This is a genomic window from Legionella lytica, from assembly GCF_044626755.1.
Lineage (GTDB): Bacteria > Pseudomonadota > Gammaproteobacteria > Legionellales > Legionellaceae > Legionella > Legionella lytica_A.
On the sequence record NZ_JBGORX010000013.1, the window covers coordinates 1 to 23,102 of the forward strand.

Consider the following 23,102-nt stretch of genomic DNA (forward strand, 5'->3'; position numbering starts at 1 on the left):
ATCCATAAGAGACACAAATGCTGCAGCTGATGGGGAATCCATAAGAGACACAAATGCTGCAGCTGATGGGGAATCCATAAGAGACACAAATGCTGCAGCTGATGGGGAATCCATAAGAGACACAAATGCTGCAGCTGATGGGGAATCTATAAGAGACACAAATGCTGCAGCTGAAGGGGAATCTATAAGAGAATCCAGTGTTGCAACTGGTGGTGAATCCATAAGAGGCACGATCAGTTCTCATGAGTTAGGAACTTTCGAAGATGGCACCCCAACGAAAGCAGATAAGAAAGAAAGTAGGTGGGGCATTTCAGATGACATTTCTTCTAGTCAATCACTAAAAAACAAAGTTAGAAAAGATGATAAGTTCTTACTCCCTAAAAAATACAAGCAAACCAATAAAGATACAAATAAATATGCATGCTTGATTGGAAATGCAAAGAAAATCGTGGATGAAATCGCCTATATATGTTTAATAAATAGTGCGCTGGAAACACATTTTATAGAGAAACATCTTTTTTCTAAAAATACAGGAGTTACAGTTGGTGCAATAAAAACAACGGTTTGTCGACTTAAAGACAAAGGAGTTTTGATAAACTACGAGGCCTCTAAAGGACGGCATTCAGCATGGAGATTTACATTAAATAAAGATGTATTTGAGCAATACCTAAAATGTCATAGGGGTGATTCTTTACTATAGCTCTTCATAATGCTTGAGGGATAGACAGTTATTTTGAGTCAATTTATCAAAAAATATTGAGGGTTCCGAGAAGGGTGGAGCTTTTAGAGAATGGTGGCGAAAGCTAAATTGTTAATGCTAATGCGTGTGGGGTAATCCTGATATTTTGCTGAAGATATTCAGACAGCCATTACAAATGAGAGAACTAAATTATGGGAAAATATTGTATAGCATTTTTGCCTAGTAACGATAACGAATTAATTTCGTTGTCTAATTCATTTACGAATTTAAATAAAGAATACAAATTGGGCATTGAATCAATTCCGCACGTAACTGTATGTCAGTTTTTTTATGAAGATAGTGAAATTGAAAATCTATGGGGTTTAATAACTAAAAATATAGAAACCCATCAGATTAATTTATCATTTGACTCATTCAGTTGTATTACTTTTGATAATGAAATTTTTTGGATATCATTATTACCCACTGAAACAGAAGATCTTCATAACATTAATCAACAGATAACTTCTATGTTGAAGATAGAAAGCAGCAGATTATATGATCCACACTTAACTTTATTAAGTACGAAAGATGCTTATTATGAATCAAAGGCAGAACAAAATATAGGGGAGTACAAAAAAATAGCTGATGATTTCATCTTATCAATGGGAGAGTGTGATGAAATAGGTCAATTTACGAAGATTTTATTTCAATGCGAATTAACTAGCTCATGCAAAAACGGAATTTAATCTAAACTAATTTTAACTGCTTAGAGCTTAGTTTATTTTCATTTGACTTTTCTTTAGCCTCATTGATTCCCGCCAATATACCGATATAGCATGATTGAAGAGGGGAAAATTTATCAATAAAGTTATTATCCCTCATAATTTCTAAGGGAGATGAAGATTTTATAGTTTGATTGTCATGCTGTACGTAAAGTAAGTTTCCCTTGCGGTCTATGCCATGTATTAAAAAAAAGGTCTTTTCATTTATTCCGAGATTGAACCAATCCTTAGTTGAAATATCATTATTCTTATTTGAAAGGTAATATAATCCGTAATAATACCCAAGGATGGAGGCATGCTTGGAGGAAAAGCTAGCCACAAATTCAAAATCATTAATTATATCTATGTACTTAATGTATAAGGGCTTATATATGCCTCTCGTATAAATGACAAAAGCTTTATTCTCCTCATCCACTTTTTCAATTCTGGAAAGACGAGCATGATTAAAAAAATTAGTATGAAAGATATATTTCAAAACCTTAAAAAAGCTAATTTTCCTTTTATAACTCATAAGACTATTTTCCTTAACGCTACATAACTTTTTTTGTAATTTTAGTTTCTCTATAAGCATTTAACTCATAAACATTTTCTAGAGAGAAGGGGTTGTAATTTGTTTTTAAATCAAATATCTCTATACCTTCATGTATTTTAATTTTATCTATAAGATACCATGCAATTGGTAATAGAATAATTTCACACAGGAATTTTTTAATGGAAGCTGCTAATAACAATTGACAATATACATTGAAAGGAACCGCTCCTAGGAATGCCAATGAAATAAAACATGTAATATCCACAGTATTGGCAATTGTATTAGATATCAAAATTCTTTTGGGTAAATTTTTTCCTTCGCATTTAATTTTCATGGTAGATATATAATAAGCATTAAGAAAAAATGAAATTACAAAGCTAACAATGGAAGCAAAAATTATTCTCGAGCTTTGTAGTAAAATATGATTATATTCGCTTTGCAGGCCCCAATGAGGGGATGAGGGTATTAAGCCCACAAAGAAAATAAAAAACACAAAGAAAATGTTAAGCAATAAACCACACCAAGCAGCTTGTCTTGCATTTTTGAATCCATATATTTCAACTAAAATTGTGCTACTTATGCTGGTAAGGGGAAAAATTATAAATCCCCCAGTCAAAGTAATACCGAATATAGAAACAAGCTTTACCGCAGCTACACAAGAGGTCAACCAACTTGCAGAAAATAGCGTAAATATTAAATATTTATATTTAAAATGAGATTTAGGTTGGGCTGAGTTTGAAAATAAAAGTTCATTATCAAACATATTTTTCCTTAAAAAGCTGTTAAATTAGAGATAGTTCCTATCTTCTCTTGCGCAAAAGCGATAAAACGACAACACCGATTATATCATGTTTTTGTTTATCATAATAAATCGTTTCTGATCCTGGTATTATTGCTTGTAATTGCCATTTCGGATAATCAATTATGAGTTCGCGCAGGGATAAATTACATTCATTTTTAAACTTAATTAATATTAGGTCTCCATCAATTGGTTGGACAATTGGATTTATGAAGAATAAAGTTCCCATTGGAAACCTAGGGTGCATTGATGGTCTACTTTCAATAGCAAATGTATACTCATCTATTAAGTCTTGATCTCCCGCGATTGTATACCATTCTGGCCAGTCTCCCAACGATAAATTTTCAACACCCTGATCTTCAATTACACTCCAGGTTAAGATAGGAACAACCAGTGGGGTGTTTTTGATCATTGTTCTCAGTGATTTTCCATTATTATCTTCTATTAGCGAATCTATACTTACTTGAAAATAATCGGTAATTAATTTTAAAGTAGAAATTCGAGGATCTTCAGTTTCCCCCGAAATAATTCGGCGGATAGTCATCACGGAAGTATTGAGAGCTCGTGCGATTTCAATTTCTGAAACCCCTCGACTCTCCATCAGTTTTTTTAAATTTTTGGCAATAGTTCGGACTTCTGTTTGGTCCATTGTAAATGCTTTGTTGTTATTCATGCCCTAGTACCATTCTTGAAGTTTCAATTATTCTACCTGTTGAATGAACTAGTCATCAATTAATTTCATATAAAGTAACATAAGTGGTGTTATTTTGGAAATTACATATCTTTAATGTTATTATTAATAACAAACTTGTTATTTATCTCGGTGCATTGTATCATTACTGATATTATGGTTCTTGGATTAGAGGGATATGAAAAACACACTTAAAGGACTAGATAAATTCTATTTTGCGCTAGAGAAAATAGAGTTGCCATTTAAAGGATTAGCACATACATCTTTGTTGCTAATAAAAAAACTAATCACCTGTGCAGACCCTATGACAGGCATAGTAAGTGGAATTACCTATGGTGATTTGGCCATTTCATTAGCTATTAATGCTGGTCCCGGTAGAAGAGTAAGCGGTACTCCGACAAAGCAAACGATCCGAAATTATATAAAATCTATAGAAAGAGAATGTAATATATATTTCAAAGTAGTTTCTGAAGGCCAAAAACTTCAATTTTTATTTCCCTATCTACCCAAAATTTTTAATGAATTTTTTGCAAGCTCAGAAGTTAACATGGATCTTAATTCGCATAAAACCCTGAAGGGCTCTGATGTTAAGGAAGATTTTCGAGTACTGCCTAACATAGAACTTAACACACCTAGTAGCACTGTAAAGAATATTATTTTTAATAATATAAATAACAACAATAACAACAAACAAAGCATCAGCAATAATTTCACACCCAACTCTGAAACCATTTCACGAGCCAAGGCTCTAGGTTATAGCAATGTAGAAGATTCCGCAGAAATCCAGAATTTTATTTCATACAACAAGGCATGTGGTGCGCAATGGGCTGACTTCAATCCCATTTATTTACGCTGGTTGGCTAAAAGCCAGGAGCGCCAACAACAAACACCACAAATGAAGAATACATGGAGTTTTAATCATGAAAACCAACAACGCAACAAAACCAAGACCAATACATCAAGTGTTCGTGAACGCGTCATTCAAGCCTACGCAAACGAATTTACCTTCTGCGAAGAGACAAGACGATTCGATTCAAAAGCCGAACAAGAGCAGCGGATTTATTGCGACTTTGTGGCTCCAATTAACTGATATCTACGGTTCACGTTTTATCAACATACATGGCGACAAAGATTCAGGCGTGTGGTTTCAAGCACTCTATGATGTGAACGAGGAAGAAATTGCGTTGGGATTAGGAGAAATGTTTCGTGATGAGCGTTTTGAAACATGGCCACCGAATTGCACCCAGTTCAGACACCTTTGTCTTAAGCGAAGAAAAAAAGAGCTTCCTAGCGTTCATAAGGCGTTTAATGAAGCCAGAAGTAATCTTAATTTTTCAACCATTACATGGAGTCACCCAGCCGTAAAATTTACAGTAAAGCACTTAGGTGTTGAGGTAGTGAATGCGGCCAGAGCAGACCTTGCTTTTGCAGAGTTTAGTAAGCTGTATGTCAAAGTCTGTGAGCGAATTCTTGAAGGTTTTGAAGTTCCCTATGTGGCTGATGAGGAGCTGGTGATACACCGAAAAATAACAGGAAAAGATATTCCACGATTATCTCAATTAATTAAGGTGAACTCATGAACAATTCTCCATTGAGCGTGTACCAACCGTACGACTTATTAAGACAATTGCGAATTTGCGCCCACAACTTACTGATTGCCTATGATGCGACATTAAACAATGACCTATGGATTGCGTTTGAAAAAGCCGTTGGGGTGTGCGAAGCCCTGATGAACCAATCACAACTGAAAGTATCAACAACGATTCACTAACCACAAAAGGGAAAAACAATGAGCGCTGCTCTGATGTATTGTCACAAAAAATTTAGAAAAGCCTTGAACACCGCGCATGAGCGTAAAGATATTTATGAGGCGTTTCATCAACTCGAACTAGAAATGAAACAACTGGACCAATTGGTTCAAATCAACCTGTATTCAGCCGCCACTCAGTTTATTGAAAGCTTAATTGAGGCCCCAGAGTATTCTATTAATGCTGTGGAGGTGTTTGATTTAAGATGCCGAACCATCCTGGATTCACAATACAACACCTCCTACTACATCGTGCTGGGTCTTTCCGCGATTGTGATCGCTTGCGCCACGCTGGCAATTGGCGGTGCGCTGGGGATAGGTATTGGCATGTTATCTGGTCTATGGCAAACCCCGCTTCTTTATATGGCCTCCCTGATGGCTTATGAAGTACCTGCTGTGAGCGTTGCGGCCTTAAGCACGACATTAGGCTTCGGAACAGGACTCATTTCTGCCTATTCATTTTTTAAAGAGCCAGGAGTGGTTACAGCAAAAAATCACTGCATTGACGTGATTAACGCCAATTATTTAGCAGAGCAGGTAGTTGAGGTGGGGCAGGAAGAGCCTGCTCGTGCAATGAATCAATAGAGATGCGGAATACAACTTTGAGTAGCAACCTGCTTAAGGGAACTGAACACATGAAACATAGGGAACATGAATGAGATTAAATAAAAGAAAACAAGCGATTACTATCGCAACCTTATTTTCTGGACTGCATTTTAGGGGAGTAGGTTTCTGTACGCAAGTGGATGAAGATGCTCTTGCTGTTCGATGTGAAAGAGTCTACACCACGTTAGACCGTATGTTTGAAGAGCAGAAATTTGCTCTTTGTGCCGATGATGTTGAATTTGCGCGATGGGTGATGGAAGACACCGGGGCTTTAATTCGAGCCTACCGCTATTCAGATGCGTTAGGTCATTTAAAAACAGCCGTCCGAGAATTAAGTGATATTTACCATAAAACGAATGAATGCGCCTATTTCTCTCCAAAGGTAAAACCCTCTTTAGACGAAGTCCATACCTTAGTCCATGAGCTTGAAGAAGTTCTAATGAATCAAACAGTCCATTAATAAAGGAGAATACGATGTTGATTTTTACTCGCAGAATTGGTGAAGCAGTAATCATCGGGGATAACGAAATTAATGTCACCATTTTAGGAGTCAAAGGGAATCAGGTGCGCTTAGGATTTAAGGCCTCGAAAGAAATAGCCATCCATCGAGACGAAATTTACAACCGCATTCAGCTTGAAAAACATCAACCCAATGCAGCACAAGCCTTTTCAATTGAGGAATCAATCATAGAGGAATTAGAGTTGAAATTTAAAAAAAACGCGCCTCGCGAACTTGCTCATTAATAACGGGAAACAAATCATAAGGAACCTAGTGATGAAACAGCACACAGTACACAGCGTGAAAGTAATTAGCCTCAGCGCCTGCATCGGGGCGATTGCCTTATTGACCAGCTGTGCGGCCACGCAAACTGCTTTGGAGCACCATAATTTAGAAGTAAAGACGAAGTTGAGTAAAACCATTTTTCTCGACCCCGTACCACCGTCGCAAAAAACCCTATTTATTGCGGTTAAAAATACCTCCGATGAGGCATTTGAATTGGGCAAACCGTTAACTCAAGCCCTCACTGCTAATGGGTATCGTGTGGTAACCAATCCCAATCAAGCACATTACCTGATTCAGGCCAATATTCTAAAGGTGGGTAAAATGAGTCGGTCTGCCTCGCAAAATGCATTGGGTGGAGGTTATGGTTCCGCACTGGTAGGTGCTGGAACTGGAGCAGCCCTTGGTGCCTTTGGCAATTCAAAAACGATGCTTGCAGGAGGCATTGCCGGTGGGATTGTGGGGTTAGCTGCGGATTCGCTAGTTAAAGAGGTCAATTACACGGTGATTACTGACGTTCAAATTTCAGAGCGTGTAGGTAAAGGAGTCACCGTAAAGGAGCGCTTTAATTCGGCACTGGAAAATGGAACGGCATCCAGCACCTATCAAACCTCGTATAAACACAGTGATTATCAACGCTATCGAACACGAGTGGTGTCTAATGCAAATAAAATGAATCTATCTTTTGCACAAGCACGTCCGGCGTTAGAGCAGGGGTTGGTGAAGGCATTAGCAGGGATATTTTAATCACAACAATTAGATAAGGACGTACTCATGAAAAAAATAATGCGTTTCACATGGCCTTTGGCATTTGGTGGCTTGCTGGTCTCTCAAATAAGCTTCGCAGGTTACCCTAATAAAAACAGGCTCGCCGATGAGTGTCATTTCGAAGAACTTAAGCTGATGCGCCTTATTGAAAGCAACCCTCATAATAAATGCTCTGGAGATGTTGCAGTAGCTGCAGCTTATCTGGGGGCCGCAGAAAACCAAATTCGTCATGAGCACTTCGACGAAGGACTGGTCTCGCTGCACTACAGTGAAACGGAGCTCAAGGAGATTGCTTATACACGAACCTATTGCACTCATTTTTCCTCACTCATAAAGCCTGCGATTGCCAGAGTAATCAAAATCAGCAGTGAGTTGGATGTACTGGAACGCATGAAGCTTAGGTCCCAGCTTAAATAATAAACCCAAGTTAATAGTGTAAAAAAATTGAGCAATATAAGGCTCAAGGGAATTGTGCAGCCTGAAGTTATAAAAAGGCTGCGAAACAACGCAATAAGTGAACAAATTAATTAAATAATGGGCGTGATCTTGCGCCTTGCAAAAGGAGAATCTTAATGAGTCAGGTGAAGGAAAAAAAGGGAAGAGTAATGCATACAGCCCTTTTATCAATACTCAGTAGTATGCCCACGATGAGTCATGCTGCAATCAGCCCAGAAAGCATTATTAGAGCAGTTACTCACTATCTAACGGGTTCTCTTGCTAAAGCGATAGCTATATTAACCATAGTGGGCCTGGGTTATATGTGCATCCAGCAACAGAAATTCCCCAAGGAATATTTCGTCTGGACCCTGCTTGGATTGGGAATAGTTTTTGGTGGAAGCCAACTGTATCAAGTATGGGTTAAGTAGGTTAAGCCATGAGCCAATCAATAAAAATAAATACCATTTTTGGAGCCTTAACGCGCCCCGCGATGACGGCAGGGGTGACCTTGGAGTATCACAGCTTAAACCTGATGATCTCGGTGATTACGTTCATCTTGCTTGATAACGTGTTGTATGGGTTGATTTTTATCCCAATCCACGTGTTTGGATGGTTGGTTTGTCGGTACGACAATCAATTTTTCTCCGTGATCGCCAAAGCGTTTTCAATGCCCAACATACCAAATAAATCCATCTGGGGAGTAAGAGCTTATGAACCCTATTGAAGCACTTAAGCGCGTACGCAACGAAGTCGGAATTTCCTCCATTTTTCCGATCACACATTTTAATACAGCCAGTGTTTTTGAAACCAAAGCAGGGCTATTAGGAAGTGTCATTTCGGTCGCAGGCACCTCGTTTATTACTGAAGAGCCCCACACCCTAAATGCCTTATCACATAGCTTACATCAAGCAATTTTAGGCCTTGGTGAGCAGTTTATGTGTTATGTGACCGTCCATCGCAAGAAAGAAAAGGCAACCCTTGAGGGGACGTTTTCCTCTGCATTGGCTCAGCGCATTAACGACAAGTACCATGCCCGATTTAAAAATAAGTCGTTGTATAAGAACCATCTTTACCTGACGGTGCTGCTTAAAGGTGATACCTCCAATTGGTTCGCGAAAGGCATGGGCTGGATGAAGCGTTTAGCGGACATTGGTTCTTCAGAGGCTAAAGCATTAAGTCGTGTGGAACACCTGAAAACCCTGACGAATGCCACCAATCAGCTCATGTCCTCTCTGAAAAAATTTACGCCGAAACTGTTAGGGGAACAGGATGAGCAGTTAGGGTATAGCGAATTGTTTGAGTTCTTGTCTTTAATTCCTAATGGTGGGGATGCTCTGCAATTTCAACAACCTAATCATTGCCCGGCCATTGCTCACAGCATTCCGCAAACCTTTATCGACACCGCACTTTACCCAGAAGGAAATCTAGGCCAATACCTGTGTTCCAAACAAGTACTTTTTGGTGAGTACATCCAATTTCAGGGAGCAGCATCCGCCGACACACGTTTTGCTGCCATGCTCTCGCTGAAGCAGTACGGTAGAAACAGTTCGAGTCTTCTTCTTGACCCGCTTTTGAGCCTGGATTGTGAGTTCATTACCACTCATACTTTTGCCGCGATTTCCTTAGAGGCAGCCCTTAGGGCCATTGATTTACAGCGCTCGAAACTCATCAGTTCCGCCGATAAAGGGGAGAGCCAAATTGAGGAGTTGAAAAAGCTCGAAGACGCGCTTGCTCGTGGTTTGGCGCAAATGGGACATCATCATAATAGCTTGATGATGATTGCACCAAGCATCAAGCACTTGGAGCGGGCCATTAATCAAACGGTCACCATCTATTCACATGTGGACGCCGTGGTGGTCAAAGAAAGCCCGAGCTTGGGAGCCGAACCCGCATTTGCGGCCCAAATTCCCGGCAACCAATCGTATATTGCGCGGGCAAGCCTGATTACTTCATTTAATTTCGTGGATTTTTGTTCGCTGCATAACTATCAAACGGGATTTCGCGATGGGAACAAACTTGGGGAAGCGGTGACCTTACTTGAAACCCCATCCAAAACGCCCGTATGGTTTAACTATCATGGTAAAGGAAGCAAAACCAACCCTTCAAATGGTCATACCTTGGTCTTGGGAAGTAGTGATGCGGGAAAAACAACCTTTGTCTCCTTTATGGACTCGCAAATGGGACGCTACAACGGTCGGTCCATTTTTTTAGACCGAGACCAAGCCTCTAAAATCTATATTCTTGCATCTGGAAATAGCTCCTATACGGTGATTGCGCCTGAAAATCAGCACAATATTCGCATGAACCCCTTGCAATTACCCGATACCCCAGAGAACCGAACTTTTGTAAAAACCTGGTTTGCCTCGCTGATTAAACAGTCCGGTGAAGTTGATTTACCGGCAGACATTGCAGGCCAAATCAATGAGTGCATCAATTACAACTTTGACCATCTGGATAAGCCGTACCGACGTTTAAGTCATCTAGTAAAAATTCTACCCCTTGATTTTCCACGCTGGCCTGAGCTGCATCAATGGCTCAAAGGGGATGATTTACGTGCCGATGGGGAATACGCATGGCTTTTTGATAATGAAGAGGATGTGCTGGAATTAGGATTTGAGCGAGTGGGTTTTGATATTACCTACCTTACGGATAACGTCAGCACACTCATTTCAACCCCGGTCTATCTTTATCTATTACATCGAATTCACCAATCACTTGATGGACAATTAACAACCATCAACATTGATGAAGCCTTTGCAGTATTTGACTCACCCTTCTGGATAGAGGCCCTTAAAAAGGACATTCCCACCATTCGAAAAATGAATGGCCATTTTGTCTTTATGACGCAATCACCCCAAACCATTATTGACTCGGTGATTAGCCCAACCATTCTCAATAACCTCATGACGATGATTATTTTTCCCAATTCCGAAGCCTGTCATACCACCTATACCCGACATTTAAAATTGAGTGAAACTCAATACCACATGGTTAAAACCAGCACTCCTGAATCACGGGTTTTTCTGTACAAGCAAAAAAACGAGGTGATTTTGTGCAAACTTGATTTGAGTGCATTAGAAGAAGAAATTCGCATCCTATCAGGGAATAAAGAGTCGGTTGCCTTAATGGATGCACTTCGCGCCGAGGTAGGAGATGAGCCTGAGCAATGGCTTCCTCTGTTTCTTGAACGGAGTGCCGCATGAACCCAATTCTTACCAAAACGACCTGCTCGTTCGCTTTGCTGTTCTCGCTCATTTCGGTATCGCATGCCGATCTGCTCGGGGTGGAGGATGCGGCATTACTCGCCAATGCGATTAAGCAATTAGATGAATTAAGGCGCCAATATAATGTACTGCAAGATACCTACGACACCGCGAAATCTCAAGCAGATACGCTCAAAAGTCTTAAAGAGTATAACAGCGGAAGCTATGGCTATGGTGCGTTTGATAATGGCTTAGATGCATTAAAAAGCTGGCAAAACCCTACCGATAATTGGAAAGAGGCTTTGGAAAAAATTTCCGGAGGAAATCCTGAGCGCTATGCGGAACTGGTTAAAAGCTATGAAGCAAGCCACCCCATGCTCAATGACGTGGACTATGCCAAAGGGACTACCTCCAACCAACTCACTCAATACAAATACAGTAAGAAGGTGAATAAAGCCGTCAGCGTGGAAACCACGAAAACGTTTAATGAAATCAATACGCGCTTAAAAAACATCAACAAATTGGCCCTAAAGATTGATGAAACACCCAATACCAAAAGTGCGATGGATTTAAATTCACGGATCACCGCGGAGCTCGCCTACATCAACGTCATGAACCTCAAACTGCAAACCTTATTAACCCAGCAACTGGCACAAAACAGCGCCAATGACCTGGCTGAAGAGGGTGAACTGGTTCGGTTTAATACGTCATCCCATTAAGTACAGGAGAAAGTAATGAAAATTAATCGTCACTTAATTTACTTGTTCAGCGCCATAGCTCTCGCCACGGTACTGGCAAGTTGTGCACGACCCCATGACTTGGATACGCCTTGCCCGGATTACGGCAGACAGTGTTCCCAAGCATTAATCAATACCTAAACCCGGGCATAAGGAGAAAACCCATGAGTAAAACAATTTCACTAATTGGCTTCGTGTTACTGACGTGTTTTTTAGGAGCTTGCCATAAAAACCCGCTCAACACGAAGTCTGTGCAATCCAGTTCCCGATTTTTAATCAATGCCTCCGTGGCTGCCGAAAAGAGCTTGCACTTAGGTCTTAGCGAGGTCTCGGCCCAAAGAGCCTACCTCAATTGCATGGACGGTAAAAACACGGCCTTTGATTGCAAAGCATTCTATCAAGCCATGGTCGATTTTACCCAAAGCGGGGCGTTCCCTGAATTTAAAGCCATTACCGTTGCGGACTTAACGGATAAATCAGCGTTTGACAGGGTTCGTGAAGAGTATGAGCAACGCTTCTTTTTTAATAATTTGGAGAACTAATCATGGGCTTTTTGTACTACGACACCGTAGTCACAGGCTTGGTACGCCAAATTGATACGTTAATGGTTGAATTTGTACACCATGGGTATAACGCTCTGACGCTTGCATTGAAAGGGCCACTGGCTGCAGTAGGCGCTTTATCGATTGTGCTCATTGGCTATGGCATTACCTATGGATTCATTAAGGCCCCAATGAAAGAGCTGTACAAATGGATTATTCGCATGGGATTTATTTACTTCTTTTTCATGAGTTGGGGGCATTTCTCAGAATATGTGGTGGGCTTATTTGATACGGGGGCAGGGCAGTTGGGCTCAGCCATAATGAAGGCCACCCACACACCGCTGGCGGGCAAATCGATTGCGCAAGGATTGCAAACCTCATTTACTGATGTCTTTCATGTGGGCTTATGGACCATCAAAAAAGCATCCCTAAAAAACTGGTGGCCTATTTTAACCGCGTTGTTTATTTGGTTATCCGGGACGTTGGTCACCGTGGTTGCACTGTATGAAATTATTGGGGCTAAAATTTTGCTCTCGATTTGCCTGGCAACAGCTCCCTTATTCATCATCTTTGTCCTCTTCGATAAAACACGAGCCTTTTTTGATCGCTGGCTTGGCCAGGTGATTGGCTATTCCCTGGTCATCATTTTTGTCTCCACGGTGATTGGTCTATCCAATAGCCTGATTCACGCCTCAATTGCGGGCTATCTCCCAGAACAAGCCGAGAGCATGAACAGTGTGGGGTGGGCGCCTATTTTCCTGGTGGCCTTATTGTGTACGGCCTTACTGGCTCAAGCTGCATTGATTGCCAAGCACATTGGCGGGGCTTGTCACACCGCAGGTGGTGGTGCCATGGCCGCGGCGGCCATTGGTGGTGCGGCTGGGGTATTGATGATGATGAAAAATTCGTATCAAAAAATGAAAGATTCTCCGCAGTCTAAAAGCAATTCAGGGGGCTCCAATGCCCAAGAAAATGGCCTTCAAGACACCACTCATTATGCAACGCGAGGTGAACTCTAATGACTCAAAAAACGAAACACACGCCTAAAGATTATTTCAGTCGGGCAAGAACTTGGGCGGATGATAATTTCAGTCAACTGCAGCAATCAAGAAACCGGTATCAGTTGGCTTTTGTGCTCTCCATGGGGCTGAACATGGCCGCCTGTCTTGCCGTGGCCGTACTTGCCAATTACCAAACCTTGGTGCCCATGCTGGTGCATCATTACGACAACGGCATCACAACGGTTGAGCCGCTGAGCAACACCAATGCACCCATGAATAAGGCTCAGGTTGAATCGGATATTGTGCGCTACGTAACCAATCGCGAATCCTATGACAGCAGCAGTTATCGAGCACAATTTGATTTAATCGGCTTGCTGTCCAACAGTACGGTGGGTGAAGAATACCTACAGGAACAAGACAAAAACAACAAAGAGGCCCCGATTAATCTTCTGGGTGCGAATGCTCATCGCCAGGTACACATCTACAGCATTAACTTTCTTGATGCCACCTTGTTTAACGAACAAGACATTTCTAAAAATCACCAAAACGTGGCTGAAGTGGTGTTTACCTTAACGGACACGGACAAAGAGCATGGAAAACCCATAGCTCATCACTACAGTGCGCTCATTTCCTGGCACTACGTCACCCCAAGTACCTCGCCTTTAGAGCGCTGGCACAACTGGGATGGGTTTCAGGTGATCCGCTACAACAAAACCTTTAGGAATGTCTAATGAAGACTCAAAAGAATAAGGAGTACCCCATGAACCGAATGCTATTAAACTCATTGGCCGCAGCGGCATTGCTGATAAGTCCGCAGACTGAGGGGGTCGCACAAAATACCCCGAAAGCCTATTCTCAAGATGGGCGTATTTTCCGGGTCAATTATCAAGACAATAACGTGGTGCCGTTGCGCGGAAAAGCATTCACCGCAACTCAAGTGGTGTTTGGTAAAGAGGAGCACATCATCGACATCCAAGGTGGGGACAGTGCGGCCTGGATGGTCACCCGCCACCCAATGATTGGAAACAGTGTGTTTATCAAACCCACTATTTTAGGGTCGGATTCCAACATCACGATTGTGAGCAACAAGCACACGTATTATTTCCATGTCACCAGTAATAAAACGCTGGATGAACAAATGACGTTACGTCCCTTTGCCATTAAGTTTATTTACCCGGAAGAAGAACTCCGTGAGTCGAAAGCCCGCGCAAATGCCGCGATGCGCGCGCAAAAAGAAGTCATTAATCCCCAGAAAAATCCTGAGAAATACAATTGGAATTACCGATTTAGCGGCAGTACGCAACTGACTCCCGTGCACGTTTTTGACGACGGCACCTTTACCTATTTTGAACTGGCAAAAAATCAGGCGGTTCCTGCCATTTTTGCCGTGGAAGACCGACAAGGAAAGGAATCAACCGTCAACATCAGACGCCAAGGCAACTACCTGATTGTCCAACGTATTGCCCCCCAATTTACGCTGAGAAATGGGGGTATTGTGACCTCGGTATTTAATACCAATGAAATTACTCGCATTCAACAAGGCCGGAGACCCGCATGAGTTCTAAAAACAACAATGAATTAAATGACGCCGAAAAGGCTGCTCGCGAACGCTCACAAGTCACGCCCAACAGCGCATTAAAAAAGAAAAAAGACAAACTGATGTTTTTGGGTGTGGTTGTCCTCTCCCTGGTGGTCTTGGTACTGATGTTTTTACCCGCCAAAGAAGAGGCACGTGCTGAAAACGAAAACCAATCAGGGGCTACTGTTCATGAAACCCTGGCGCAGAATCTTGAGCTCATTGCGAAAATGAGAACGGATGCGGAGAATGCTCTGCGCGCGACCGTGAGCTCCGCTCCCCATCGTGGACCCAATCATCCGCCGAGGCTACGCAGTAAAAACCAATCAGCGCCTAAATTAAATCAGGAACTGATGGCACGCATGAATGCGTCAAACTCATTTACCTCCGAGTCGTCCAGTTTCAATGCAGACAGTACCTCCGGAGATGCTGACGAGAGCCATAGAACGCTTGCTGGAACCGGCGCGAATGCTCAATTTATGAATCAGCAAGAGGACATTGTTGCCGTTGAAGCAAAACACATCCAGCACCCTACGTACACAATTCCTGCTGGAGAAATAATTCCTGCGACCTTAGAGGTGGCCATTAATTCGGATTTGCCAGGGATGGTACGTGCCATCACCACCCGAGATATTTATTCCCTGTCTGGGGTAAATAAACTCATTCCCAGCGGTTCAACCATTGTCGGTCAATACAGTTCAGGAATCGTACAAGGGCAAAGCCGTTTGCTGATGATTTGGAATCGCATTGAGCGTTCTGATGGCGTGATTGTCACCCTCAATAGCCCCGGAACGGATGCGATAGGACGTGCGGGACTGGGAGCCGATGTGGTTGAGCGCCACTTCCTGGAACGATTTGGAGCCAGTGCGTTGCTGTCCATTCTTGGGGGGTATACCGCCATCGGAGGGGTTGGCAGTCAGGACCAGTACAATTCCAAATCTCAATACCGCATGGGCGTTGCCAGCAGCTTACAACAAACCGCAAGTCAAACCTTAGAAGACAACATTGGCATTAAGCCCACACTGTCCATCAACCAGGGTGCGCGTATTAATGTATTTGTTGCCCACGATTTAGATTTCAGTTCGGTAGGGGCCGTCTTGGATACGGCGGCACCATCAGGTCGTGTTGGAGGTGGATTATGGAAGTAGTGGCTAAGAACAACTATTTCACTCCAGGCTCGGAAGGTCTGTTATCTCCTCTGAAGCAGTTTTTTCAGGATAAGGCCGTGAGTGAGATTCTCATTAACAAACCCTATGAAGTATTTGTTGAGCGGCATGGGGTTATGGAGTGTCACACGATCCCAACACTCGATCCCATGCATCTGAGACGGTTATTTACGTTTATTGCGAATGAAAATGGGCAATGCCTGTCTGAAGAAATGCCCATGCTTTCAGGAAATTTATACGATGGGTCACGGGTGCAGCTGGTGATTCCACCGGCAGCACGTTTTCATACCTTATCCATACGTCGGCCATCCATAAAAAAAATGACCCTGGAGGAGTACAAACAATCCGCATTTTATGACCGAGCACGGCCTTTTAATTTACATGCGGACAATCAAGAGCACTTAAGTGAGGAGGATTTGGCTTTGGCATCCCTTCACCAAAAAGGAAGGTGGGGTGATTTCATTGCCTTGGCCGTAGAGGCAAAGAAAAACATAGTCATCTCAGGCCAAACCTCCTCAGGAAAAACGACTTACTTGAATGCCTGCATTGGCAATATTCCACACCACGAGCGCATTATTACCCTGGAAGACACGTATGAAGTAGTCATTCCTCACCAAAATTTGGTGAGCTTACGTGCGCCCAAAAAAGGGGAGGGACAGGTCAACGGGTTAAGTATGCAGGACTTAGTGCAATGCTCCTTAAGACTGCGCCCTGACCGACTGATTATGGGTGAAATTCGAGGAGCGGAAGTTCTTGATTTTATCAGTGCCTGCTCCACTGGACATGAAGGGTCCATCACCAGCATTCATGCCAATAACCCACGCATCGCCTTCATGCGAATGACGCAACTCTACAAGCGCAACAACGTACCCAGCATGCGCGATGAGGACATTCTGAGGGAACTCCATGAGGTCATTGACGTCATCATCCAGGTAGCAAGAGATCCCAACGAACGGTTTGCCGATTCGATTTATTACAAACACGCCCACATGAACCATTAAGGAACCACTGATGAACCATTATTTAACGAGTATTTTATTAGGCGCCACACTCTGTGTGCCGCACACGCTACAAGCAAATCCCGCCTCAACGGACTATGTGAATCAACGCATTAGCGAGGCGGTAAACACCTTAACGAGTACGCTAAAGAGTGAAATTAATCGATTAGCCACTCAAATTACAAGCCAACGCATCCCAACGCATGCACTTGGTGAGCGCTATCAAGGTGGTGTGATTTTCTTTGTCGATGACAGCGGTTTGCATGGGCTTATTGCAGCTCTTCGTGACGCAAACAAGGGCGAGGGCATTCAATGGCAAAATGGCGTGAGTGGTGAAAAAATTGTCAATGCCCGCGCCAATGGCATTGGTGCTGGCGAAGGCAATACCCGCCTGATTATTAGCCAGCAAACAGTGGACGATCAAGAGGGGAATTTTGCAGCCTTAGCTGCCTTGAATTATTCCGTACTGGCCGATGGAACCACGCCCTGTCCTTACTCGGTGAAACCTTCAATGATGTGTTATGGCGGGTGGTATTTACCTTCCCTTTATGAGTTGGACCTCATGCGACGCAACCTCACCTCAAAATACCAATTAGCATCGCTTCCGTATTGGAGCTCTACCGAATCGAGTGTCACCGAAAGTTGGGCACAAGAGGTGGTGGGAACTCCTTTGCTGCTGGACAAGTCGACAGGGATTGTGCACGTCAGAGCCATACGTTCTTTTTAATTATTAACCAGAAACCCAATGAGGTTAGGAGCCAATGATGAGTCGAATTTTGTTACTGATTATGAGTATCTTTGCATCCTGTGCCACCTATGCAGAAGATGCAGGTGAATGGTGGTTGCTCTCACGTCTTCGCGTCATAGACAAAGAAATTGAGGGATTGAAAACGCAAATCGCCAATATTCCCCATGGAAAACAAGGGGAGCGGGGAGTACCTGGTGCACCAGGGGTGCGCGGTGAGCGAGGAGAAAAAGGAGAGCCAGGAATACAAGGAGTACAAGGTGTTCCAGGGGCGCGCGGCGAGAAAGGAGAACCCGGTGAGTACACTGCAGGCGATGGCATCTCCATTGAGGGGAATGTGATTAAAGTGCTCCATAAAACCCATCAAATAGGGGAGCTGTATCGCGGGGGCATTATTTTTTGGCTGGATGAAACCGGAGCGCATGGACTTATTGCATCCAAGCAGGACATTAATCACGGCCAAGGCATGCAGTGGCGAAATGGTGTCAGCGGCAATAAGGTGACAAATGCGCGTGCTGATGGAATTGGGGCAGGAGAGGGCAATACCAACATCATTATTGCTCAGCAAACAATAGACCATCAATCAGGTAATTTTGCAGCACTCATGGCGGTGAAATATCGTGTTCAGGAAGATGGCGAAACATCGTGCACCACACCCTCTGCGTTGAATGTGACCTGTTATGGTGCCTGGTATCTCCCCTCCATCCAAGAATTAGCATTACTGAGAACCAACTTAAGCCAACAAGGCTTTGCTCATTTTGCCCCCGATTTTTATTGGAGCTCGACTGAAGAGAGTGCGTCTACTGCCTGGATGCAAAATTTTTCTACGGGCGAACAAGTGGCTTTAAAAAAAGACAGTACGCAAGGACAGGTGCGTGCAGTAAGTCGCTTTTAATTCATTAATCAAGTAAGGAATGTACCATGAATTTTATTATAAAAAGCAGTGTGGTGACGCTATTGGGTGTACTGTCAATGACTCAAGTGCAAGCGAAAATAAATAATGCGCCAGAGCCGTATACGCCCTGGCATATCAACGCAAGCATGGGCTTGCAATCCACCTTAGATGCCGAGGCCCATCATGGGGAATCCGCAATTGGTCGTCTGTCTTTTGAATACATGCCAATCCAATACCTCGGTGTGGAGCTTGGAATACAATCTGGAAATGCCATGCGCTTTACCGCTGACAAAGAAACGATTGACACGCTGGGTGGTGTGGGGATTGAGGGGCGCATCAAACCGATGATTGATGTGCTGTTGACCGTCAAATCGCCCAACATCAGCAGTGCCCTTCCTTTATACGCCACGGCTAAAGCAGGCGTTGCTTATCGTCAATTGCAACTGGATAGAGAGTCCATTAATGATGTGTCACAAACCAAGCCCGAGTTTCAAGCTGGACTTGGCTATCGGGCCAATTCGCATTTAGAGATTACGCTGACCTACCAATACCTCTGTGGAGGCAATCCTAAAATCCGCGCAAATCCACTTACAGAGAGTGGGCATATTTCCAATATTCCCATTCAACGCGCACTCCTTTTAGGCCTAACCTACACGCTGGGGTAATGATGAACAGGAACAGACACGGTAAGGGAATGATTCTTCTTTTGGCTGTGATGGGGTGTATGGAGTTCATGAGTGCACTCGCATTGCATGCATTGGATTTAAAGCTTATCCCCTATCCTTGGCATTGGATGGTTTTATTAAAAAAAGGGTTTTATTCTGAGGTGGTCTTCGGTGCTCTGGTGGTTATTCCCTTACTGGGAGTGGGGCTTGGGTATGTGAGCAAAGGATTTTATCGTTATCTGAGTTTGATTGGCATCGGGGGTATTTTCTTCGCCATGTTCAGCGGGCTTTTAGGGTTATTATTCTTTGAGCTGGGCTGGGGCTATGAGTTGGAACTTACACGACTTATTCCTGAGTTATGGGCGTTAAAAAATAATCCCAATGACTTAAATCACCTGATTTGGGCACAAGGAGCATCGTTTCTACTGTTGATGTGCTTTGGGAGTGTTTGGGCCTTTGAACGCTGGCGTCCCGCGCGTAGAGCACTGGGGAATGCTCATTTTGCCAATGGCTTTGAGATTAAAAAGGAAGGTTTTTTAGATAAGAAGGATGAGAGCATCATTATTGGTAAAACCTTAGGTACACCTTTGTATTCAAATGGCTTTGAACATGTTTTAGCCTTTGCCCCTACAGGAAGCGGTAAAACGAGCTCAATTGCTATCCCGAATCTGTTTCATTACCCCTATTCGATGGTGTGTAATGATTTAAAGCTGTCCTTATTTAAAACCACATCAGGTTATCGCGAACAGGTCTTAGGCCATAAGTGTTTTTGTTGGTCACTCACCAATGCAGAAGGATTTACTCATCGGTATAACCCCATGTCGTTTATCTCAAGCGATAAACTGTTGCGCATTACCGACATTCAACGCACCGCCCACATCCTGATTCCTGATAATTCTAAAGAAGCCGGTATTTGGGCTAAGGAATCGCGAAAATTATTCAAAGCATTGGCGCTGTATTTACTGGATACGCCTGAGCGTCCGACGTCCTTAGGGGAAATGAACCGCTTGGTGAAACAAGAGCAATTTGATGCCTGGCTCAATCAATTGCTTACGGAAACCGAGTGCTATGATCCTGAGTTTTATCGTAATGGCTTCTCCTACATTAATGCCCATGAGGAAACGCGCACCAGCATTTTGATTTCGTTTTCAGGTTATCTGGAGCTTTTTGATGATCCGATTGTGGATGCTGCCACCAGTGCCAGTGATTTTGATATTCGCACCTTACGCAGCGAAAAAACAACGATTTATATTGGCTATACCGATGAGGACATGGAGCGTCTTGCCCCCATCCTCACCTTGTTCTGGCAGCAAGTGATTTCTGCAATGATTAAAGAGGTCCCCGATCCGATTAAAGAACCCTATCCTTTATTGTGTCTCATTGATGAATTCTCATCGCTAGGCCGTATTGAGCGCCTACGTCGCTCCTTAAAACTACTGCGTGAATACCGCGTGCGTTGTGTGTTGATGTTTCAATACATCTCACAGACCTATGAGCGTTATTCCCATGATGAGGCCAAAGCGTTTACGAACATTAAGACGAAAATTGCCTATGGCTGTGATGACATTTCCGATGCGGAGTACATCAGCAAAATGCTGGGAACGCGCACTCAAAAAGTGATATCTCGCTCTATTTCGAATCAAGCCAATGGCGGGGTTAATGACAGCAAAAATATAAGCTATCAGGCCATTCCATTAATGCGACCCGATGAAGTGATGCGTCTGAAACAAAGCCAGTCGCTCATTATGCGTTCAGGCACATCCCCCATCAATGCATCACAATTCATTTGGTATAAAGAACCGTCCATGAACAATTTATCCCGTACTCCAACCGTTGTTCCACAACAAATCATTCAACAAACCCCCTTTAAACGCGCCACGCTCAAAAGCCTACCTCAAGCCAGCAGCACCATGAACGACGAATCGGAGTTTGAGGAATGCGACGAACTGGAATGGATTGATAATGAATAGGATTGAACCCATGCAGATAATGAACACGTTAAATGAAGTTCTGGAGTGGAAACCGCAGCCTAAGTCACGGATTTCTCAGCTTTTATCAACACTGAGTTACTATTTTTGGTTGTATGTGCTTATCCGAAAAAAATCCCACCAAAAACGGGTGAGGCAGGCTATGCGCGTATTTCAGACCCTTCAGCGCCCTGAGTTCAAACAGGCCCCGGGTAAGCTTTTTTCCTACATAAGAACCCTCGACCCTTTTGTCTTTGAGGAATTATTGCTGCTTGCGTTTAAATCTCGCGGACTTAAAGTAATCCACAATAAACGCTACACCGGAGATGGGGGAATCGATGGCATGGTGGTGCTGCCTTCAACGCATCGAATTGCAATCCAAGCAAAACGCTATCAACAGCACATTAAGATACAGCATCTTCATGATTTTTCACGCGCCATCCAAGCATTCGGGTGTCATGGAGGCTATTTCATCCATTGCGGCAAAAGCGGGCCTGCAGCCTATCAACAGCTCCCCAAGGGAATTAGCTTAATTAGCGGGAATAATCTGCATCGTTTATTGACCGATTTTTAATGGTTTGTCCTACCTTGTGCTGGAGCTCGATTTGATGGGGTGCTCACAAAGACAAGGTATCATGTTACCGGAGGTTATAAGATGACTGAAGTAGCGTGTGTTTTGTGCACCGAGTGTTACTGTGCGATGATAAGACATCAAAAGAATCAAACAATCTTGTGGGTTTGTTCAAATTACACCACTTGCCCTGTAACTGCATTTTCCTATTTGGGAAAGCCTAAATTTTGTCATACAGCCCCTCATATAAAACCACCCAAAGACATGCCGTTGTAGGTGTTTGATTAGAGGCATGTAACAAATTAAGGAGAACTAATGAGTATCGATCAATTAAAAGAGTATTTTTTATGGAAGGGTATAGTATGAAGAAAGTATTGGGTTTATTTAGCGTATTAATAATCAATGGGTTTGTTCTCTATCTCATCTATCTGCATACCATGATAACGTGCTCCACAATGGCAAATAATATATGCCACGCTCCGTATGAGCCCTCTGGAACGCAATTACTTTTTTTTGTTTTTTCACTTCCTTTCTATGTGGTTCTGGGGTTTCTTAGTATCGTACTGTGTAATTATTTTAATTTAAAAAAAGGGCTGTCATTTGGTATTTTCATAATTTGGATAATTTATTTCCTATTCCTAACTTATGTTGATCAGGTAGACCATTACCGTACCACCCTATTTTACCAGGGCAGCCTGATGATTTCGTTCGGGGCATTTTTATTTATCGTATATAAAACCTACTCCCAGTTAAGACAGCTAATGAGCGCATCGGTACGAGGGGAGCAATAAATCATGAATACGGAGCAACTACTTCTAGTCCGCAACGCGAAAGAAATAAGTATGGAAGGGCATCTATATAAGGAGGCTCTTTGGTTTCTTATCTCAGCAAGCAGGAGCGAAAAAGAATTATCCGCAAATGATTTTTTTGATAAAAACTTCAAAATACCTCGGAGCGTAAAAAAATTTCGAGAGGAATACCGAGCTATTTGGTGTGCGACGCTCCTCGAACAAATTAATTTATTGCCTATTGAGAATAAAAATTTACTTTCAATGGCGCTTGTTGAATTACAGCAGCCTAAGCATGGTTTTAGCATCCCAGGGCTTTATTGAAATGTGACATTATTGTCTGCAAAAAAAACAGTGCTTAA

General features: G+C 42.9%; 30 protein-coding genes. 27 read left to right on the forward strand and 3 right to left on the reverse strand.

The genetic code is table 11. The annotated features are described in order from the left end of the window. Together ACD661_RS16160 and ACD661_RS16165 are read left to right on the forward strand one after the other, a co-directional pair. The coding region (locus ACD661_RS16160; protein WP_400188880.1) for a hypothetical protein at window positions 1-700 on the forward strand (700 nt) is incomplete at its 5' end. 191 nt (window positions 701-891) lie between these two features. Continuing rightward, a complete protein-coding gene (locus ACD661_RS16165; protein WP_400188881.1) occupies window positions 892-1,428 on the forward strand; it encodes a 2'-5' RNA ligase family protein in 537 nt (178 codons plus the stop codon). Window position 1,429: 1 nt separating this feature from the next. Here ACD661_RS16165 and ACD661_RS16170 read toward each other — a convergent pair whose 3' ends face one another. From ACD661_RS16170 to ACD661_RS16180, 3 genes are read right to left on the reverse strand one after another with little or no spacing between them, the layout of a single operon-like run. After that, window positions 1,430-1,975, reverse strand: a complete 546-nt coding sequence (locus ACD661_RS16170; RefSeq protein ID WP_400188882.1) for a hypothetical protein — start codon at window positions 1,973-1,975, stop codon at window positions 1,430-1,432. A 19-nt stretch (window positions 1,976-1,994) separates the two neighbouring features. Beyond that, window positions 1,995-2,759 (reverse strand): queuosine precursor transporter, encoded by a 765-nt coding sequence (locus tag ACD661_RS16175; RefSeq protein WP_400188883.1) that lies wholly within the window; start codon window positions 2,757-2,759, stop codon window positions 1,995-1,997. 37 nt (window positions 2,760-2,796) lie between these two features. Continuing rightward, window positions 2,797-3,468 (reverse strand): XRE family transcriptional regulator, encoded by a 672-nt coding sequence (locus tag ACD661_RS16180; protein WP_400188884.1) that lies wholly within the window; start codon window positions 3,466-3,468, stop codon window positions 2,797-2,799. Window positions 3,469-3,664: 196 nt separating this feature from the next. Here ACD661_RS16180 and ACD661_RS16185 point away from each other — a divergent pair, with 196 nt between their 5' ends. From ACD661_RS16185 to ACD661_RS16305, 25 genes are all read left to right on the forward strand, one after another. Further along, window positions 3,665-4,576, forward strand: a complete 912-nt coding sequence (locus ACD661_RS16185; RefSeq protein WP_400188885.1) for a hypothetical protein — start codon at window positions 3,665-3,667, stop codon at window positions 4,574-4,576. Between the two features lie 49 nt (window positions 4,577-4,625). Next, the gene (locus ACD661_RS16190; RefSeq protein ID WP_400188886.1) at window positions 4,626-5,066 is read left to right on the forward strand and encodes a hypothetical protein; all 441 of its coding nucleotides are present in this window, start codon (window positions 4,626-4,628) and stop codon (window positions 5,064-5,066) included. Then, entirely contained in the window at window positions 5,063-5,257 is a 195-nt protein-coding gene (locus ACD661_RS16195; RefSeq protein WP_400188887.1) for a hypothetical protein, read from the forward strand. Before ACD661_RS16190 ends, ACD661_RS16195 begins: the two co-directional genes overlap by 4 nt. A gap of 18 nt (window positions 5,258-5,275) precedes the next feature. After that, a complete protein-coding gene (locus tag ACD661_RS16200) occupies window positions 5,276-5,878 on the forward strand; it encodes a hypothetical protein (protein WP_400188888.1) in 603 nt (200 codons plus the stop codon). 70 nt (window positions 5,879-5,948) lie between these two features. After that, window positions 5,949-6,359: a hypothetical protein gene (locus ACD661_RS16205; RefSeq protein ID WP_400188889.1), complete on the forward strand. Its 411-nt coding sequence runs from the start codon at window positions 5,949-5,951 to the stop codon at window positions 6,357-6,359. A 14-nt stretch (window positions 6,360-6,373) separates the two neighbouring features. Further along, window positions 6,374-6,643 carry a carbon storage regulator CsrA gene (gene csrA, locus ACD661_RS17055; RefSeq protein WP_472975202.1) on the forward strand — a complete coding sequence of 90 codons (270 nt, stop codon included), beginning with the start codon at window positions 6,374-6,376 and terminating at the stop codon, window positions 6,641-6,643. A 31-nt stretch (window positions 6,644-6,674) separates the two neighbouring features. Beyond that, window positions 6,675-7,427 (forward strand): complement resistance protein TraT, encoded by a 753-nt coding sequence (locus ACD661_RS16215; protein WP_400188890.1) that lies wholly within the window; start codon window positions 6,675-6,677, stop codon window positions 7,425-7,427. 27 nt (window positions 7,428-7,454) lie between these two features. Beyond that, entirely contained in the window at window positions 7,455-7,865 is a 411-nt protein-coding gene (locus tag ACD661_RS16220) for a hypothetical protein (RefSeq protein ID WP_400188891.1), read from the forward strand. A gap of 155 nt (window positions 7,866-8,020) precedes the next feature. Continuing rightward, window positions 8,021-8,314 carry a TrbC/VirB2 family protein gene (locus ACD661_RS16225; RefSeq protein ID WP_400188892.1) on the forward strand — a complete coding sequence of 98 codons (294 nt, stop codon included), beginning with the start codon at window positions 8,021-8,023 and terminating at the stop codon, window positions 8,312-8,314. Between the two features lie 8 nt (window positions 8,315-8,322). Then, entirely contained in the window at window positions 8,323-8,610 is a 288-nt protein-coding gene (locus ACD661_RS16230; protein WP_400188893.1) for a VirB3 family type IV secretion system protein, read from the forward strand. Further along, a complete protein-coding gene (locus tag ACD661_RS16235; RefSeq protein ID WP_400188894.1) occupies window positions 8,597-11,089 on the forward strand; it encodes a VirB4 family type IV secretion/conjugal transfer ATPase in 2,493 nt (830 codons plus the stop codon). The genes ACD661_RS16230 and ACD661_RS16235 overlap by 14 nt, the downstream gene beginning before the upstream one ends. Beyond that, window positions 11,086-11,808, forward strand: a complete 723-nt coding sequence (locus ACD661_RS16240; RefSeq protein WP_400188895.1) for a type IV secretion system protein — start codon at window positions 11,086-11,088, stop codon at window positions 11,806-11,808. The genes ACD661_RS16235 and ACD661_RS16240 overlap by 4 nt, the downstream gene beginning before the upstream one ends. A 15-nt stretch (window positions 11,809-11,823) precedes the next feature. After that, a complete protein-coding gene (locus ACD661_RS16245) occupies window positions 11,824-11,967 on the forward strand; it encodes a hypothetical protein (protein WP_400188896.1) in 144 nt (47 codons plus the stop codon). Window positions 11,968-11,990: 23 nt separating this feature from the next. Further along, window positions 11,991-12,368, forward strand: a complete 378-nt coding sequence (locus ACD661_RS16250) for a protein LvrD (RefSeq protein ID WP_400188897.1) — start codon at window positions 11,991-11,993, stop codon at window positions 12,366-12,368. Between the two features lie 2 nt (window positions 12,369-12,370). Then, window positions 12,371-13,387 (forward strand): TrbL/VirB6 family protein, encoded by a 1,017-nt coding sequence (locus tag ACD661_RS16255; protein WP_400188898.1) that lies wholly within the window; start codon window positions 12,371-12,373, stop codon window positions 13,385-13,387. Further along, on the forward strand, window positions 13,387-14,100 hold the full coding sequence (locus ACD661_RS16260; RefSeq protein ID WP_400188899.1) for a VirB8 family type IV secretion system protein: 714 nt from the start codon (window positions 13,387-13,389) through the stop codon (window positions 14,098-14,100). The genes ACD661_RS16255 and ACD661_RS16260 overlap by 1 nt, the downstream gene beginning before the upstream one ends. A 29-nt stretch (window positions 14,101-14,129) precedes the next feature. Continuing rightward, window positions 14,130-14,927 (forward strand): P-type conjugative transfer protein VirB9, encoded by a 798-nt coding sequence (gene virB9, locus ACD661_RS16265; RefSeq protein WP_400188900.1) that lies wholly within the window; start codon window positions 14,130-14,132, stop codon window positions 14,925-14,927. After that, complete coding sequence (locus ACD661_RS16270) at window positions 14,924-16,093, forward strand: TraB/TrbI/VirB10 family type IV secretion system protein (protein WP_400188901.1); 1,170 nt, start codon at window positions 14,924-14,926, stop codon at window positions 16,091-16,093. The genes virB9 and ACD661_RS16270 overlap by 4 nt, the downstream gene beginning before the upstream one ends. After that, the gene (gene virB11 / locus ACD661_RS16275) at window positions 16,084-17,112 is read left to right on the forward strand and encodes a P-type DNA transfer ATPase VirB11 (RefSeq protein WP_400188902.1); all 1,029 of its coding nucleotides are present in this window, start codon (window positions 16,084-16,086) and stop codon (window positions 17,110-17,112) included. Before ACD661_RS16270 ends, virB11 begins: the two co-directional genes overlap by 10 nt. A gap of 10 nt (window positions 17,113-17,122) precedes the next feature. Further along, window positions 17,123-17,836: a lvrE gene (locus ACD661_RS16280; protein ID WP_400188903.1), complete on the forward strand. Its 714-nt coding sequence runs from the start codon at window positions 17,123-17,125 to the stop codon at window positions 17,834-17,836. A gap of 34 nt (window positions 17,837-17,870) precedes the next feature. After that, on the forward strand, window positions 17,871-18,749 hold the full coding sequence (locus ACD661_RS16285) for an Lcl domain-containing protein (protein WP_400188904.1): 879 nt from the start codon (window positions 17,871-17,873) through the stop codon (window positions 18,747-18,749). Between the two features lie 26 nt (window positions 18,750-18,775). Beyond that, window positions 18,776-19,414 (forward strand): hypothetical protein, encoded by a 639-nt coding sequence (locus ACD661_RS16290; protein ID WP_400188905.1) that lies wholly within the window; start codon window positions 18,776-18,778, stop codon window positions 19,412-19,414. A gap of 68 nt (window positions 19,415-19,482) precedes the next feature. Next, a complete protein-coding gene (locus ACD661_RS16295) occupies window positions 19,483-21,384 on the forward strand; it encodes a type IV secretory system conjugative DNA transfer family protein (RefSeq protein WP_400188906.1) in 1,902 nt (633 codons plus the stop codon). Then, entirely contained in the window at window positions 21,377-21,955 is a 579-nt protein-coding gene (locus ACD661_RS16300; RefSeq protein ID WP_400188907.1) for a restriction endonuclease, read from the forward strand. Before ACD661_RS16295 ends, ACD661_RS16300 begins: the two co-directional genes overlap by 8 nt. Before the next feature lie 791 nt (window positions 21,956-22,746). Continuing rightward, complete coding sequence (locus ACD661_RS16305; protein WP_400188908.1) at window positions 22,747-23,064, forward strand: hypothetical protein; 318 nt, start codon at window positions 22,747-22,749, stop codon at window positions 23,062-23,064. Window positions 23,065-23,102: the final 38 nt, after the last annotated feature.